The following is a 15,769-nucleotide window of genomic DNA, read 5'->3' on the forward strand; positions in this document are numbered from 1 at the left end:
GGGCTTTGGTGGTGGGCCGGGCTGTTTGTGATGCGGCTTAGCGAACGATCAGCAATGGCACCTTGCAATGGGCCAGCACCTGTGTGGTGACCGAGCCCATGACCAGGGTGGCCAAGGCTCCATGGCCGTGGGAGCCCATCACCAGCAGGTCGAACTTGCCGCTGTCAGCCACCTTGGCGATGTTCTCACCCACGGCGCCCACCTTGACGACACGCTTGGCGTCCACACCATGGCGCGCCAGGAATTTGCAAACGGGCGACAGGATTTTTTCTGCCTCTTCGGCGTGGTAGCTGTCCACCACTTCCTTGCCCAGAGCGGCGCGCGCGCGTGTCGGCAGCGGGGCCTGCACGGTGAGCGCGGTGTACTGGTGGTTGCCACCGAGCAGCTCCTCATGGGTAGCCAGGTAGGCCAGCATTTTTTTGGTGTAGGCGCTGCCATCGACAGCAAGCAGGATGTTCATGGTGTTCTCCGGAATAGGGTTGGGTCAGACTACCGTGCGCGGACTTCTGTTGTCTTGACCTGGGTCATGTTTTTCTTCTGCGCTGCGGGGCGGCAGAGCCCCGTCTCTTGATCATACGGGGATGCAGCATTGCGCCTTGAAAGCCGCCTGTTCGCCTTTGCGCGCATAGCCCAGGGGGTTGGCCACCACGCGGCACTGCCAGGGGGTGCCGTCGCCGTGAAAACCTTGCACCGTGTAGTCGCTCGGGGCGTGCAGGTGGCCGTGCAGCCACAGCTGCGCGTGGGGCAACAAGCTGTCCAGGGCGTTGCAGAACCCCGCAGTGCCGGGCACCAGTCCGTAGCGTGGATCGGCACTGCGCAGGCTGGGTGCAAAGTGGGTGACGGCCACCGTGGGGCCTTCAAAAGGCACCGCAAGTGCTTGCGCCAGCCACTGCTGGCAGACCAGTGCGTGGTCGCGCATGGCTTCGGCCAGAAAAGGCTCTGCGTGGCGGGTGCCGCCCGTCTTGCGCAGGTAGAAGTTCGCTGCACGAAAGGCCTTGTCGCGCAGTTTCAGCCGCCTGCCAAGGTCGGTGCTGCCTTCATGGTCTGCGAGTGCATCGAAATCGCTCCAGAGTGTGGTGCCCACGAAGCGCACACCTTGAAGCTCGACGGTCTCGCGCTCCAGCCAGGTGATTCCCAGGCGGTCACAGGTGCGGCGCAGCCGCTCGTGGGCAGCGTCGAAATCCTGTGCATCGTATTCGTGGTTGCCGGGCACAAAAAGCACGGGGGTGGGCCAGCCTGCGCCCCCGGGCAATGGTGAAAACCGGGCCAGGCCAAAGTCTTCGTCGCCCAGCTGCGAGCCTTCCTGGTAGGAACCCACGTCGCCGGCAAGCACCAGCACATCGGCGCCAGGGGCCGGTTCGGGGACGAAGTGGGGATGCGCCTCAAGGTGCAGATCGGACAAAAGCTGGATATTCATGCTGGGCGCAGTCTACGGGTTCAGGCTGGGCGCCTCACTCCTCGGGGAAAGTCCGGCGCGCCGAGCGCGCCAGGGCGTGCAGCAGCCAGGTCATCGCGGCCTGCTGAGGCCCGCGCCGGCGCCAGAGTGCGTCCACATGCACGGGCGGCACGTCCAGCGGCAGGGCCCGCTGCACCAGCGCGTCGGCAATGCCGGTCACGGGAACAAAGTGGCGGGGCAGCACGGTCAGCAGGTCCGAGCCTGACACCACGCGCCCGGCGGTGAAGAACTGGTTGACCGTGATCACCACCTTGCGCTCGCGGCCCAGGGATGCCAGGGCCTCGTCGATGAAGCCGAAGGGGCGCCCTGAGAAGCTCACGAGCATGTGGCGTGCGGCGCAATAGGTGTCCAGCGTCAGGGGCGCATCGGCCAGAGGGTGGCCTTGCCGCATCACGCACACGTATTCACCGTCGTACAGGCGGCGGCTTTCAAAGGCCACTGCGCCCCCGGATTGCGCGCGGGCGGTCAGGTCTGCCAGCACCGCTGGGAAATAGCCCACCGCCATGTCGGCCGCCTCTTCGTCCAGCAGGCGGCGGGGGTCGCGCGTGGTCAGGGGTAAGACGCGGATCGAAATGCCGGGCGCCTCCCGCTCGATGATTTCGACCAGGGCCGGGACAAGGGTGGCGGCCGTGGCATCGGCCATGGCCAGCACAAAGGTGGATTCGGCCGTAGCGGGCTCAAAGTGTCCCGGCGCCAGGGATTCCTGCAGGTGGGCCAGGGCTTCGCGCACAGGGGGCCACAGGGCCAGCGCACGCGCAGTGGGCTCCACGCCCTGGCCGCTGCGGACCACCAACTCATCCCCCAGCACATCGCGCAGGCGCCGCATGGCGTTGCTCACGGCAGGCTGGGTGACGGACAGCTTGTGCGCTGCGCGTGTGAGGCTGCGCTCGGCCATGACCTCGTCGAAAACACGCAGCAGGTTCAGGTCCAAGGAGCGGAAGTTCAAGGGGGTCATGGTCAATTCATCATCAATATGAATATCAATGATTCAAAATATAAACTTGAACATGCAAAGGGTAAACCCTAATATCACTCCATCGCCCGGCAATCTCGCCACAAGCGTTAGAAAAGGGAAACCGAAATGACCAGCTTTGCACACGTTGAGTACCCCACCGAACACCCCGGCGTTGTCCGCGCCGAAAACGCCGCTGCCGCCCTCAAGAGCGTAGCCGCCAACTTTGATGGCGCCCGTGGCGCTGCCACGCTTCTGCTCGCGGCCGTGGTATCGGCCTTGCTGGTAGTGGCCAACCAGGTCATCGACACCTGGAGCGAAGGCCACCTGCTCGCGGCTTGGATGGTGCTGTGGCTGGTCGCGTTTGCGGCCCTGGCTTTGCTGACCGCCCCCGCACGCCGTGCCGGTGCTGCCCTGCGTGTGGCCGCCCTCGGCTGGGCCGAAGCCCGCCGCCGCGCTGCGGATGACGAGCGTACTTGGCAAGTGGCTGTGAAGGACCCCCGCATCATGGCCGAACTGAACCACGCCATGGGCATTGCCACCGTGGAAGACATCCGCAAGTACTACTGAGAAGATGATGCACGGTCCACCGTGCAGTGATCGGATTTTTTGAAGCCGTGGCGAGTGTTCGCCACGGCTTTTTTCATGGCCGCGGGGCAGATCGCGCTGATCCAGTATCCGCATCCACAAGCGCAAAAAAACCGCCCCTCCTTTTCAGAAGGGGCGGTTGTCAGGACTGAGAAGATCCGGGAATCAGCTTGCCAGGCGCTTTTCGAGCGCAGCCTTGGTGGCGAGCAAAGCCGGGGGCAGGTGGTAAGCCAGCTGCTCAAAGTGGGCATCGTGCAGCTTGAACTCATCGGCCCAGGCTGCCTTGTCGATGCTGGTCACGGCAGCAAACTGCTGGGCATTGAAATCCAGCCCCGTCCAGTTGATTTCGGCGTACTGCGGAGCCACGCCGAACATGGTTTCCTGGCCTTGGGCCTGGCCTTCAATGCGGTCGATCATCCACTTGAGCACGCGCATGTTGTCGCCATAACCCGGCCAGACGAACTTGCCGGCTTCGTCCTTGCGGAACCAGTTTACGCAGAACACCTTGGGCAGCGCTTTGCCGGTGGCGGCGATTTGGCCTTCCATGTTCAGCCAGTGCTGGAAGTAGTCGCTCATGTTGTAGCCGCAGAACGGCAGCATGGCGAAGGGGTCGCGGCGCACCACGCCTTGGGCGCCAAAGGCTGCAGCGGTGGTTTCAGAGCCCATGGTGGCAGCCATGTACACGCCTTCCGTCCAGGTGCGGGCTTCGGTCACCAGCGGCACGGTGGTGGAGCGGCGGCCGCCGAAGATGAAGGCATCAATCGCCACGCCATTGGCATCGTCCCACTGGGGGTCGAGCGCAGGGTTGTTGGTGGCAGCCACCGTGAAGCGCGAGTTGGGGTGGGCAGCCTTGGCGCCGGTTTCCTTGGCGATCTGGGGCGTCCAGTCCTTGCCTTGCCAATCGATCAGATGGTCGGGCAGCTTGCCGGTGTCTTTTTCCATGCCTTCCCACCACACGTCGCCGTCGTCCGTCAGGGCCACGTTGGTGAAGATCACGTCCTTGTCCAAGCTGCGCATGCAGTTGGGGTTGGTGTGCATGTTGGTGCCGGGGGCCACGCCAAAGTAGCCCGCTTCTGGGTTGATGGCGTACATCTTGCCGTCGGCATGGGGCTTGATCCAGGCGATGTCGTCACCGATGGTGGTGACCTTCCAGCCGGCAAAGCCCGCCTCGGGCGGCACCAGCATCGAGAAGTTGGTCTTGCCGCAGGCGCTGGGGAAGGCCGCTGCCACGTGGTACTTCTTGCCTTGGGGGTTGGTCACGCCCAGGATGAGCATGTGCTCGGCCAGCCAACCCTGGTCGCGGCCCATGGTGGACGCGATGCGCAGGGCCAGGCACTTCTTGCCCAGCAGCGCGTTGCCGCCGTAGCCCGAGCCGTACGACCAGATCTCGCGCGTTTCGGGGTAGTGGACGATGTACTTGACCTTGGGGTTGCAAGGCCAGCTCGTCGTGTCCTTCTCGCCTTCGGCCAGGGGTGCGCCCACGGTGTGCATGCAGGGCACGAATTCGCCTTCCACGCCCAGTACGTCGTACACGGCCTTGCCCATGCGGGTCATCAGGCGCTGGTTCACGGCCACGTAGGCGCTGTCGGTCAGCTCCACGCCGATGTGGGCGATGTGGCTGCCCAGCGGACCCATGCTGAAGGGCACCACGTACATGGTGCGGCCCTTCATGCAGCCGTCAAACAGGGGCTGCAGCGTGGCGCGCATTTCGGCGGGAGCCATCCAGTTGTTGGTGGGGCCAGCGTCTTCCTTGGCGGCCGAGCAGATGTAGGTGCGATCTTCCACACGGGCCACGTCCGATGGATCGGACCAAGCCAAGAAGCTGCCGGGGCGCTTGGCGGGGTTGAGCTTCTTGAAGGTGCCGGCATCGACCAGCTGCTGGCACAGGCGGTCGTACTCTTCCTTGGAGCCATCGCACCAGTAAATGGTGTCGGGTTTGCACAGGGCGGCCATGTCGGCTACCCAGGCAAGCAGCCGGGCGTTTTTGACGTAAGCGGGGGCGTTGAGGTTCAGGCCCTGCATCGTGGGTGCGTTCATCGGGGAGCTTCCTAAGTTGAAAAAACGTTTTTTCAAAGGAAGCGGACCGGGCGGGTCACGGCGAGGCCTGGCGCAGTTGCGGTGCTGAGCGCTGCCTTTGAAAAAACGGCTTTCGTGCTCAGTCGGCGGGCGGGAGCGTGTGTCAGCCCCACGGGTGGAGGCTAGTTCCACGGATTCCGCGGGTCGGCTGGGGTGTCAATTTTATGAACCTGCCGCCCTTTTGTCTGTCAGACAGGGGTCAAAACCATGCAAAAAAAACATGAGGTTATGCATGACTTTGCCCGCTCCCTCGCATCAAACGCTGGCCGAACCGCCCTTCCACCGTTCGTAGCCGCTCCTGCGCAGCGCGCAGGCCGGGCACGTGCCACAGCCGTATCCCCAGGCATGCAGCGTGTCGCGCACACCGTGGTAGCAGGTGTGCGAGTCGTTCACGATCAGATCGACCAGCGCTTGTCCGCCCAGGGACCGGGCCAGTTCCCAGGTCTCGGCCTTGTCCAGCCACATCAGCGGGGTGTCGAAGGTGAAACGCTGGCCCATGCCCAGGGACACGGCCACCTGAAGGGCCTTGAGCGTGTCGTCACGGCAGTCGGGGTAGCCCGAAAAATCGGTCTCGCACATGCCGCCCACCAGGGTGTGCAGGCCCCGGCGGTAGCCCACGGCAGCCGCCAGCTGGAAGAACAGCAGGTTGCGCCCCGGCACAAAGGTGTTGGGCAGGCCGGCAGCGGTCATCTGGATTTCGGTGTCGCTGGTCAGCGCCGTGTCACTGATGTGGCCCAGCACCGCCAGGTCGAGCATGTGGTCGTCCCCCAGCTTGGCCGCCCAGTGCGGGAACTGTGCACGCAACGATGACAGCACCGTCTGCCGTGCTTGCAGCTCGATGTGGTGGCGCTGGCCGTAGTCAAAACCGATGGTTTCCACGTGGGCAAAGTTTTCCAGCGCCCAGGCCAGGCAGGTCGTGGAGTCCTGACCGCCGGAAAATAAAACGAGTGCGTGTCCGGGTCTCATGGGGTTCTCCAGTTCAGACGGGATAAGGGGGTGGTGCGGGACGAAAAAAAGCCCCGCGCTGCGGGGCTGTGGGTGACGGCCGCAGAAGCGTTCAGGCCATCGTCACGGCAATAAAGGCCAGCAGGAACATCATGATGCCACCCACCACAGGCAGCACCACGGGGACCAGGTGAACCACGTTTTCCACGGGGTCGTTCGATGGTGTTGCGGGGGCGTGCGAGGTGTTGTGGTCGGACATGGTGGGCTCCAGATGCTTAAAACTTGCGCAATTCTAGCTGCGACTGTCCCTTCAGGGCGCAAAACCCTGCTGTCGCTCAGATCAGATCGGCCTGCATGCCCGCCGTACGCAACTGCCCCAGCACCTCATCCACATGGGTCTTGCCCCGGGTTTGCAGCACCAGTTCGATCTCCACGTTCTGCGCGGCCAGCATGGTGAAGGCGCGCTGGTGGTGCACCTCCTCGATGTTGGCACCCGCGTCGGCCACGGTGGCGGTGATGCGCGCCAGCACGCCGGGCACATCGCGCGCGCTGACCTTGATGCGCGCCAGGCGCCCCGAGCGCACCATGCCGCGTTCGATGATCGCCGCCAGCAGCAGCGGGTCGATGTTGCCGCCGCACAGCACCAGGCCTACGCGCTTGCCCTTGAAGCGCTCGGGGTAGCGCACCAGCGCAGCCAGGCCCGCAGCACCAGCGCCCTCGACCAGGGTCTTTTCGATCTCCAGCAGCATCAGCACTGCCTGCTCGATGTCGCCCTCGTCCACCAGCACCAGGTCGTCCACCAGGCGCTTCACGATCTCCTGCGTGATCTTGCCTGGCGTGCCCACGGCAATGCCTTCGGCGATGGTGGATGTGCCCTGTGGATGGCTTGTTCCTTTGACGGCGTTCACCATGGCGGGGAACCGCATGGTCTGCACGCCGATGATCTCGATGCCGGGCTTGAGGGCCTTGGCCGCCGTGGCCACGCCCGAGATCAGCCCGCCGCCGCCTACGGCGATCACCAGGGTGTCCAGGTCGGGCACGGCTTGCAGCATCTCCAGGCCCAGCGTGCCCTGGCCGGCGGCCACGCCTTCGTCGTCATACGGGTGCACAAAGGTCAAGCCCTGCGCATCGGCCAGCGCGTAGGCGTGGGCGCGTGCCTCTTCCAGGGTATCGCCATGCAGCACCACCTCGGCGCCAAAACCGCGCGTGCGCTCCACTTTCACGCCGGGGGTAAAACGCGGCATCACGATCACGGCGCGCAGGCCCAGTCGCTGCGCGTGGTAGGCCACGCCCTGCGCATGGTTGCCCGCGCTCATGGCCACCACGCCGCGTGCGCGCTCAGCGTCCGTCAGCAGCGTGAGCCGGTTGCAGGCGCCGCGTTCCTTGAACGAGGCGGTGAATTGCAGGTTCTCGAACTTGAGAAACACCTGCGCGCCCACGATTTGCGAAAGCGTTTTGGATTCAACGCACGGAGTGTCCAGCACGTGGCCTTGTAGGCGGGTGGCGGCATCACGGATGTCTTGAAGGGTCAGCATGGGCCGATTGTGGCGCAGCGGCGTTCGCAGGCGCCCGATGATGTGTGATTTGGCATCAAATAGGCCGGTAGCGCTTATATGGAAAGCGCTAGGTGCTATCATTTTTGAAGTTTCTTGGAGCGACTCACAAAACTCAGCGCAGCGGCCCTGGCCAGGCCTTCCGTCGCAGGCAGCATCAGCGGTACGACAAGACGGAACAACGACGCCAGGGGAGTTTGTGAATCGCTCCTATTTGATGCCCAGCCTGCGCGCCAGCTTGTGCAGGTTGCTCGCGTCCACCTCCAGCGCACGCGCGGCCTGGGCCCAGTTGCCCTGGTGGCGTGCCAGTGCCTGCTTGATGGCGAGCCGCTGGCAGGCATCCACGGCGTCGCGCAGCGGGCCTTCGGCGGTGGTGGGGGTGGGCGGCGTGGTGGCCACAGCGGGGGCACCGGCATCCAGGGCGGTGGGGGCCACGCTGGCGGCGTCGGCGTCCAGGTCGAGCAGCGCGGGCTCCAGCGTCACGATGTCGGCGCGGCTCACGCCCCGGCTCAGGGCCTTGAGCGCCGCGCGGCTGACCACATGCTCCAGCTCGCGGATGTTGCCGGGCCAGGGGTAGCGGCGCAGTGCATCCTGCGCGCTGGCAGACAGCCGCAGGCTGCGCAGGCCCAGGCGCGCGCGGTTCAGTTCCAGAAAACGACCTGCCAGCAGCAGCACATCGTTGCCCCGTTCGCGCAGCGGCGGGATGGGCACGGGGTACACCGACAGCCGGTGGTACAGGTCGGCGCGGAACGCGCCGTCGCGCACCTGCTCGCGCAGGTTGCGGTTGGTGGCGGCGATCACGCGCACGTCCACGCGGCGCGGTCGGTCGGCGCCCAGGCGCTGGATCTCGCCGTTCTGCAGCGTGCGCAGCAGCTTGGCCTGCACGGCCAGTGGCAACTCGCCCACCTCGTCGAGGAACAGGGTGCCGCCCTCAGCCGCCTCGAAGCGCCCCGGCCGGTCGGCCACCGCGCCCGAGAACGCGCCGCGCACATGGCCAAACAGCTCGCTCTCGGCCAGCGACTCCGGCAGCGCCGCGCAGTTCACGTGCACCAGCGGGCGGGCAGCGCGCGTGGACTGGCGGTGCAGCAGGCGTGCAAACAGCTCCTTACCGACACCGGTTTCGCCCAGCAACAACACGGGCAGGTCCGAGCCCGCCACCACCGTGAGCTCGTGCAGCAGGCGCAGCAGGGGTTCGCTCTGGCCGACGATCTCCATGTCGCCATCGCCCGCGCGGGTGGTGCGCTCGTCGTCAGCGCTGCGGGTGTGGGGGGCGCTGCGCAGCGCCTGCACCTCGCGCTCCAGCCGCGAGATGCGCACGGCCGCCTCCACCAGCACCTTGCAGTCGGCCAGCGCGGCGCGTGCGGCCTCGCCGAAGGTGCCGGTTTGCAGCGCGTCGAGCGTCAGCACGCCCCAGGCCTTGCCGTCCACCCACAGGCTCACGCCCATGCAGTCGTGCACGGGCAGGGGCTCGCCCACCAGGGTGTCGAGCAGGCCGTCGTAGGGGTCGGGCAGGGTGCTGTCGTGGTCGAAGCAGGTCACCTCGCGCCGCGCCAGGATGGCCGCGAGCCGGGGGTGCTGGCTGACCACAAAGCGCCGGCCCAGCGCCTCGCGCACCAGTCCCTCCACGGCCACGGGGCGCAGGTGGTCTTCTTCCAGCTGCAGCAGGGCCACGGCGCCGCAGTGAAAGCGGGTGCGCAGGTGGTCCACCAGCCGCTGCAGGCGCACAGCCTGGGGCAGGTCGGTGGCCAGGTCGGCCAGCAGGGGGCTATGGTCCATGGTGATATTTACCTTCAATGGGTGAATTAAACCCCATTTGAGAAGGGTCAAAAAAACCATGACCGGTGTAAGTGGTTGATTTGATAGGCCTGCAGCCCTGGCCCGGCGCTTGCGATGTGGTCAGTGACACCGATTCACTCGTTCCAAAAAGCCATGACCACAAGACCCCGACCCCACGCCGCCAGCGCACGCTGGCGCTGCCCCTTCGTTGTTGTTCTGTTGAAGCAGGAGGCCCGCCATGGGTAACTACCGCAAGCTCTGGTTCACGCTGATCGGCGTGCTCATCGTCACCTTCAGCCTGCTGGGCTACTACGGCGCCGAGGTCTACCGCACCGCGCCGCCCATCCCCGCGAAGATCGCCACTGCAGGGGGCGAAGTGCTTTTCACCCACGACAGCATCCTCGACGGACAGACCGCCTGGCAGTCGGTGGGCGGCATGCAGCTGGGTTCCATCTGGGGCCACGGCGCCTACCAGGCACCTGACTGGACGGCCGACTGGCTGCACCGCGAGCTGCTCAACTGGCTTGACGTCGCCGCCGAGCGTGCGCATGGCAAGCCCTTTGCCGAGCTCGACGCCGCCGCCCAGGCCGTGCTGCGCGACCGCATGAAGACCGAGTACCGCACCAACACCTACAACCCCGAGACGGGCGTGGCCACGGTGTCCTCGGTGCGGGCCGACGCGATCGCGATGACCGCGCTGTACTACGACCAGCTTTTCAGCGACGTGCCCGCGCTGCACAAGACCCGCGAGCACTTCGCCATGAAGGAGAACACCCTGCCCAGCGCCGAGCGGCGCGCGCAGATGACGGGTTTCTTCTTCTGGACGGCCTGGGCCGCCGCCACCGAGCGCCCCGGCACCACGGCGACGTACACCAACAACTGGCCCCACGAGCCGTTGATCGGCAACAAGCCCACGGCCGAGAACATGGTCTGGTCGGTGATGAGCGTGGTCGTGATGATGGCGGGCGTGGGCTTCCTCGTGTGGGGCTGGTCCTTCCTGCGCAAGCACGACGAGGTGGAACCCACGCCACCCCAGCACGACCCGCTCTCGCGCGTGCCGCTCACGCCCTCCCAGCGCGGGCTGGGCAAATACCTGTTCCTCATCGTGGCGCTGTTCAGCTTCCAGGTGCTGCTAGGCGGCTTCACGGCCCACTACACGGTGGAAGGCCAGCAGTTCTACGGCATCAACGTGTCACAGTGGTTCCCGTATTCGCTGGTGCGCACCTGGCACATCCAGAGCGCGCTGTTCTGGATCGCCACGGGCTTCCTGGCAGCCGGCCTGTTCCTCGCGCCGCTCATCAACGGCGGCAAGGACCCGGCCTGGCAGAAGCTCGGTGTGGACATCCTGTTCTGGGCGCTGGTCGTGGTGGTGGTGGGCTCGTTCGTCGGCAACTACCTGGCCATCGCGCAGATCATGCCGCCCGAGTGGAACTTCTGGCTGGGCCACCAGGGCTATGAATACGTGGACCTGGGCCGCCTGTGGCAGATCGGCAAGTTCACCGGCATCGCCTTCTGGCTGGTGCTCATGCTGCGCGGCATCGTGCCGGCGCTGCGCACCCCCGGCGGCGACAAGAACCTGCTGGCGCTGCTGACAGCGTCGGTGGTGGCCATCGGCCTGTTCTACGGTGCGGGCTTCTTCTACGGCGAGCGTACCCACCTATCGGTGATGGAGTACTGGCGCTGGTGGGTGGTGCACCTGTGGGTCGAGGGCTTCTTTGAAGTGTTCGCCACCACGGCGCTGGCCTTCATCTTCTCGACGCTCGGCCTCGTGTCGCCACGCATGGCCACGGCCGCCAGCCTGGCCTCGGCCTCGCTCTTCATGCTGGGCGGCGTGCCCGGCACTTTCCACCACCTGTACTTCAGCGGCACCACCACGCCGGTGATGGCCGTGGGCGCATCGTTCAGCGCGCTGGAAGTGGTGCCCCTGGTGGTGCTGGGCCATGAGGCCTGGGAACACTGGCGCCTGCAGCACCGCGCGAAGTGGATGGCCAACCTCAAGTGGCCCCTCATGTGCTTCGTGGCCGTGGCCTTCTGGAACATGCTGGGCGCGGGCGTCTTCGGCTTCATGATCAACCCGCCGATTGCGCTGTATTACCTGCAGGGACTCAACACCACGCCGGTGCATGCCCACGCTGCGCTGTTCGGTGTGTATGGCTTCCTGGCGCTGGGCTTCACGCTGCTGGTGCTGCGCTACATCCGCCCGCAGCTGGTGTTCAGCGAGCGGCTCATGAAGTCGGGCTTCTGGTGGCTCAACGCGGGCCTGGTGCTGATGATTGCCACCAGCCTGCTGCCCATCGGACTGTTCCAGTTCCACGCCAGCGTGAGCGAAGGCCTGTGGTACGCACGGGGCGAAGCCTTCATGCAGCAACCCTTCATGCGGACCCTGCGCTGGGTGCGCACCTTTGGCGACGTGGTCTTCATCGTCGGCGCGCTGGCCATGGCTTGGCAGGTGGTGAGCGGGCTGTTCGGCTCGCGCGCCCCGGCGCAAGCGGGCCCCTACCTGGCACAGGCCCGTCGCTGAAATGGACTGTGCGCGGCGGCTGCCACAAGCGGCCACCGCGCTCACACACCGTTTGCCCACAAGGACTGACCATGAACCTCGACAAATTCAAACACCAGCACACTGACATTCTGCGCAGCATCGCCACCTTGCGCGCCCTGGCCCAGGCGGGCGTGGAGGCCAATGCCAGCGCCATCGCGCAGGGCATCGTGGCCATGAGCGGCACCATCAAGCTGCACCTGGCCGTGGAAGACCAGGTGCTGTACCCCGCACTGCAGCGCGGCGGCAACGCCGAACTGGCGCGCCTGGGCCGCCAGTACCAAAGCGAGATGGCATCGATCGCCAGCGCCTACGATGCGTTTGCACGCCGCTGGAACACCGCCGAGGGCGTGCGCCGCGATGCCCAGGGCTTTCGCAACGAGGCCAACGTGGTGCTGCGCCGTGTGTTCGAGCGCATGCAGCGCGAAGACCATGACTTCTATCCGCGCATCGAGGAGGAAGAAGCCACCGCCTGCCATTGAGCAGCACCCTCCTGCACCCCACTGCATGCCTGCGCATGCACCTCTGATCCATCGGTAGGGCCTGACGGCACCTTCCTTTCTGCCGGCCCCTGTGCCGGCATTTTTTTACCCCTGCTTACCGCCTCGATTGTGTTGAATCAAACTACCTATAGTGTTTGATGGGTATCGTGGACACCATAGGTAGTGTTTTTAATCCGTTCCACAGATTGGTCGAACCCATGGCGTCCACCCTTGCCACCTTGCCCCGCGAAGTCGTTTTGCGCAGCGGCCAGCGCGTTCCGTTTGATGCCGAACGCATCCGCGCCGCGCTGGCCAGCGCCGGGCAGGCCTCGGGTGAATACGGCGCCGCCGAAGCAGCGTTGCTCACCGCCCAGGTCACCAAGGTGCTTATCCACCGCTTCCAGGGCGAGGCCCCCACCATCGAGCAGATCCAGGACGTGGCCGAGCAGACGCTGATCGCCGCCAACCACCTGGCCACGGCGCGTGCCTACATCGTCTACCGCGAGCAGCACGCCACACTGCGCGCCGACAAGCAGACGCTGGTGGATGTGGAAAGCTCCATCAACGAATACCTCACGCGCGCCGACTGGCGCGTGAACGCCAACGCCAACCAGGGCTACTCGCTGGGCGGGCTGATCCTGAACGTGGCGGGCAAGGTCACGGCCAACTACTGGCTGTCGCACGTCTACACGCCCGAGATCGGCGAGGCGCACAGGAGCGGCGACCTCCACATCCACGACCTCGACATGCTCAGCGGCTACTGCGCGGGCTGGTCGCTACGCACGCTGCTGCACGAGGGGCTCAACGGCGTGCCAGGCAAGGTCGAGGCGGGGCCGCCCAAGCACATGAGTTCCGCCGTGGGGCAGATCGTGAACTTCCTGGGCACGTTGCAAAACGAGTGGGCGGGCGCGCAGGCGTTCTCGTCGTTCGACACCTACATGGCACCCTTCGTGCGCAAGGACGGCATGGACTACGCGCAGGTGCGCCAGTGCATCCAGGAGCTGGTCTACAACCTCAACGTGCCCTCGCGCTGGGGCACGCAAACGCCGTTCACCAACCTCACGTTTGACTGGACCTGCCCCGACGACCTGCGCGAGCAGGTGCCGGTGATCGCGGGCCAGGAGATGCCCTTTGCGTACGGCGACCTGCAGGCCGAGATGGACCTCATCAACCGCGCCTACATCGACGTGATGACCACGGGCGACGCCAAGGGCCGGGTGTTCACCTTTCCCATCCCCACGTACAACATCACCAAGGATTTCCCGTGGGAGAGCGAGAACGCGCAGCTGCTGTTCGAGATGACGGCCAAGTACGGCCTGCCGTACTTCCAGAACTTCATCAATTCCGAGCTGGAGCCCAACATGGTGCGCTCCATGTGCTGCCGCCTGCAGCTGGATTTGCGTGAATTGCTCAAGCGTGGCAACGGCCTGTTCGGCAGCGCCGAGCAGACGGGCAGCCTGGGCGTGGTGACGATCAACTGCGCACGCCTCGGGTATTTGCATGCGGGCGATGAAGCCGGTCTGTTTGCCGCGCTGGACCGCCTCCTGGAGCTGGGCAAACAAAGCCTGGAGACCAAGCGCAAGCTGATTCAGCGGTTGATGGACCAGGGCCTGTTCCCCTACACCAAGCGGTATCTCGGCACTTTGCGCAACCACTTTTCCACGCTGGGCGTGAACGGCATCAACGAGATGGTGCGCAACTTCACGGCGGACCAGCACGACATCACCAGCGAGTGGGGCCATGCGTTTGCCTTGCGCCTGCTCGACCACGTGCGCGAGCGCATGACCGCCTTCCAGGAAGAAACCGGTCACCTCTACAACCTGGAAGCCACGCCCGCCGAAGGCACGACCTACCGCTTCGCCAAGGAAGACAAGAAGCGCTGGCCCGCCATCCTGCAGGCGGGCACATCCGAGCAGCCTTATTACACCAACTCGTCGCAACTGCCCGTGGGCTTCACCGACGACCCGTTCGAGGCGCTGATGCGGCAGGAGGCACTGCAGGGCAAATACACCGGCGGCACCGTGCTGCACCTGTACATGGGCGAGCGTGTCTCCAGCGGAGTGGCCTGCCGCGAGCTGGTGCGGCGCGCGCTGACGAACTTCCGCCTGCCCTACATCACCGTCACGCCCACGTTCTCCATCTGCCCCACGCACGGCTACCTGGCGGGCGAGCACCCGTTCTGCCCCCGCTGCGACGAAGAGCGGCTGGACGCCAAGCGGCGGCGTCTGGCCGCCTAGATCTTGAGCAAAAAGTGGCCCTGGCGCTGGATGGTCAAGCGCAAGCAGCTATCAAAACAGAAGCAAACCATTCCCTCCACCCCTGAAAGGACCCCGGCATGAGCCATTTCTCCGCTACCGAACACACCGCCATCTCCAGCGCCGCCGCCGTGCAACTCACCGACGACGAGCGCCAGCCCTGCGAGGTCTGGACCCGCGTGATGGGCTATCACCGCCCCGTGGCCAGCTTCAACACGGGCAAGCAGGGCGAGCACGCCGAGCGCCGCTTCTTTTCAGAGCAGACGCGTGGTGGAAGCAACGCCTGCTGAGGCGCCGCCAGCCGCGGCGCTGCGGCTGGGCGGCATGACACCGCTCACCACCATCGATTTCCCCGGCCGCCTCGCGGCCGTTTTGTATTGCCAGGGCTGCCCCTGGCGCTGCGGCTATTGCCACAACCCCGAACTGCTCGATGCCACCGAACCGCCCTCGCTGCCCTGGGCGCAGGCGCTGGCCTTTTTGGAAAGCCGGCGCGGCCTGCTGGACGGCGTGGTTTTCTCGGGCGGCGAGCCCACGCTGCAGGCGGGCCTGGGCGCGGCGCTGAACGCAGTGCGCAGCCTGGGCCTGCAGACCGCCCTGCACACCGGCGGCATGTACCCCGAGCGGCTGGCGGCACTGCTGCCGCAACTCGATTGGGTGGGTCTGGACATCAAGGCCCTGCCGCAGCGCTACAACGCCATCACCGCCACGCCCGGCAGCGGTGCGCGCGCCTGGGCCGGGCTGGAGGTGCTTCTGGCCTATGGCACCGACCACGAATGCCGCACCACCTGGCACGCGGGCCTGTTTGGTGTGGATGAGTTGCTGGACCTGGCCCAGGCCCTGGCCGCGCGCGGCGTGCGCCGCTGGGCGCTGCAGGAATGCCGCGCACCTGGCGCACCGGCCTGGGCGCTGACCACGGCGCACCAGCAGCAACTGGCCGCGTGGTTCCCCTCCTTCACGCTGCGCCGGGCCTGAGCGGGCGGGGCTCCGGGTTTGGTCGGTGCTTCGCGCAGATTTGTTGCGCTTCTAGGTCGAAAAAAGAACGAATCTGCGAACTCGCGCTAGGAGTCGCTGGGTTTGATGCGCATCAGAGCCGCCTTGGTCACGCCGCGTGGATCATCCGCCACCGCCGCACACCGGCATCACCCGC

At 65.7% G+C, this 15,769-nt stretch carries 14 protein-coding genes; 6 read left to right on the plus strand and 8 right to left on the minus strand.

The window, feature by feature from the left end:
• Nucleotides 1-37 precede the first annotated feature (37 nt).
• The 3 genes from ACSQ22_RS04570 to ACSQ22_RS04580 all read right to left on the minus strand — a co-directional run bounded on the left by ACSQ22_RS04570 (nt 38) and on the right by ACSQ22_RS04580 (nt 2,411).
• A complete protein-coding gene (locus ACSQ22_RS04570; protein ID WP_055397239.1) occupies nt 38-460 on the minus strand; it encodes a universal stress protein in 423 nt (140 codons plus the stop codon).
• Nucleotides 461-571: 111 nt separating this feature from the next.
• A complete protein-coding gene (locus ACSQ22_RS04575; RefSeq protein ID WP_121421848.1) occupies nt 572-1,417 on the minus strand; it encodes a metallophosphoesterase in 846 nt (281 codons plus the stop codon).
• 34 nt (nt 1,418-1,451) lie between these two features.
• Nucleotides 1,452-2,411: a LysR family transcriptional regulator gene (locus tag ACSQ22_RS04580; RefSeq protein ID WP_055397236.1), complete on the minus strand. Its 960-nt coding sequence runs from the start codon at nt 2,409-2,411 to the stop codon at nt 1,452-1,454.
• A gap of 126 nt (nt 2,412-2,537) precedes the next feature.
• On the opposite strand from ACSQ22_RS04580, the gene ACSQ22_RS04585 reads away from it, so the two are divergent.
• A complete protein-coding gene (locus ACSQ22_RS04585; RefSeq protein WP_055397233.1) occupies nt 2,538-2,978 on the plus strand; it encodes a hypothetical protein in 441 nt (146 codons plus the stop codon).
• A 183-nt stretch (nt 2,979-3,161) separates the two neighbouring features.
• Here the strand turns inward: ACSQ22_RS04585 and ACSQ22_RS04590 are convergent, their stop codons facing one another.
• The 5 genes from ACSQ22_RS04590 to norR form a co-directional block, all read right to left on the minus strand.
• Nucleotides 3,162-5,033 (minus strand): phosphoenolpyruvate carboxykinase (GTP), encoded by a 1,872-nt coding sequence (locus tag ACSQ22_RS04590; RefSeq protein ID WP_436129552.1) that lies wholly within the window; start codon nt 5,031-5,033, stop codon nt 3,162-3,164.
• A gap of 294 nt (nt 5,034-5,327) precedes the next feature.
• Nucleotides 5,328-6,038, minus strand: a complete 711-nt coding sequence (gene queC / locus ACSQ22_RS04595; protein ID WP_218301331.1) for a 7-cyano-7-deazaguanine synthase QueC — start codon at nt 6,036-6,038, stop codon at nt 5,328-5,330.
• A gap of 91 nt (nt 6,039-6,129) precedes the next feature.
• Nucleotides 6,130-6,276 (minus strand): hypothetical protein, encoded by a 147-nt coding sequence (locus ACSQ22_RS04600; protein WP_199727054.1) that lies wholly within the window; start codon nt 6,274-6,276, stop codon nt 6,130-6,132.
• A 76-nt stretch (nt 6,277-6,352) separates the two neighbouring features.
• The gene (locus ACSQ22_RS04605) at nt 6,353-7,552 is read right to left on the minus strand and encodes a threonine ammonia-lyase (RefSeq protein ID WP_228896951.1); all 1,200 of its coding nucleotides are present in this window, start codon (nt 7,550-7,552) and stop codon (nt 6,353-6,355) included.
• A gap of 228 nt (nt 7,553-7,780) precedes the next feature.
• Nucleotides 7,781-9,346, minus strand: coding sequence for a nitric oxide reductase transcriptional regulator NorR (gene norR / locus ACSQ22_RS04610; RefSeq protein ID WP_436129553.1), 1,566 nt, complete (start codon nt 9,344-9,346; stop codon nt 7,781-7,783).
• A gap of 238 nt (nt 9,347-9,584) precedes the next feature.
• On the opposite strand from norR, the gene ACSQ22_RS04615 reads away from it, so the two are divergent.
• From ACSQ22_RS04615 to ACSQ22_RS04635, 5 genes are all read left to right on the plus strand, one after another.
• Nucleotides 9,585-11,867 carry a nitric-oxide reductase large subunit gene (locus ACSQ22_RS04615; protein ID WP_436129554.1) on the plus strand — a complete coding sequence of 761 codons (2,283 nt, stop codon included), beginning with the start codon at nt 9,585-9,587 and terminating at the stop codon, nt 11,865-11,867.
• Nucleotides 11,868-11,938: 71 nt separating this feature from the next.
• On the plus strand, nt 11,939-12,367 hold the full coding sequence (locus tag ACSQ22_RS04620; RefSeq protein ID WP_055402463.1) for a hemerythrin domain-containing protein: 429 nt from the start codon (nt 11,939-11,941) through the stop codon (nt 12,365-12,367).
• Between the two features lie 218 nt (nt 12,368-12,585).
• Nucleotides 12,586-14,604, plus strand: a complete 2,019-nt coding sequence (locus tag ACSQ22_RS04625) for a ribonucleoside triphosphate reductase (RefSeq protein ID WP_218301328.1) — start codon at nt 12,586-12,588, stop codon at nt 14,602-14,604.
• Between the two features lie 98 nt (nt 14,605-14,702).
• Nucleotides 14,703-14,912, plus strand: coding sequence for an anaerobic ribonucleoside-triphosphate reductase (nrdD, locus tag ACSQ22_RS04630; protein ID WP_218301327.1), 210 nt, complete (start codon nt 14,703-14,705; stop codon nt 14,910-14,912).
• A 34-nt stretch (nt 14,913-14,946) separates the two neighbouring features.
• Nucleotides 14,947-15,594, plus strand: a complete 648-nt coding sequence (locus tag ACSQ22_RS04635) for an anaerobic ribonucleoside-triphosphate reductase activating protein (RefSeq protein WP_436129643.1) — start codon at nt 14,947-14,949, stop codon at nt 15,592-15,594.
• Nucleotides 15,595-15,769 lie beyond the last annotated feature (175 nt).

The organism is Acidovorax sp. LjRoot38, from assembly GCF_964252975.1.
In the GTDB taxonomy this organism is placed as follows: Bacteria; Pseudomonadota; Gammaproteobacteria; order Burkholderiales; family Burkholderiaceae_C; genus Acidovorax; species Acidovorax facilis.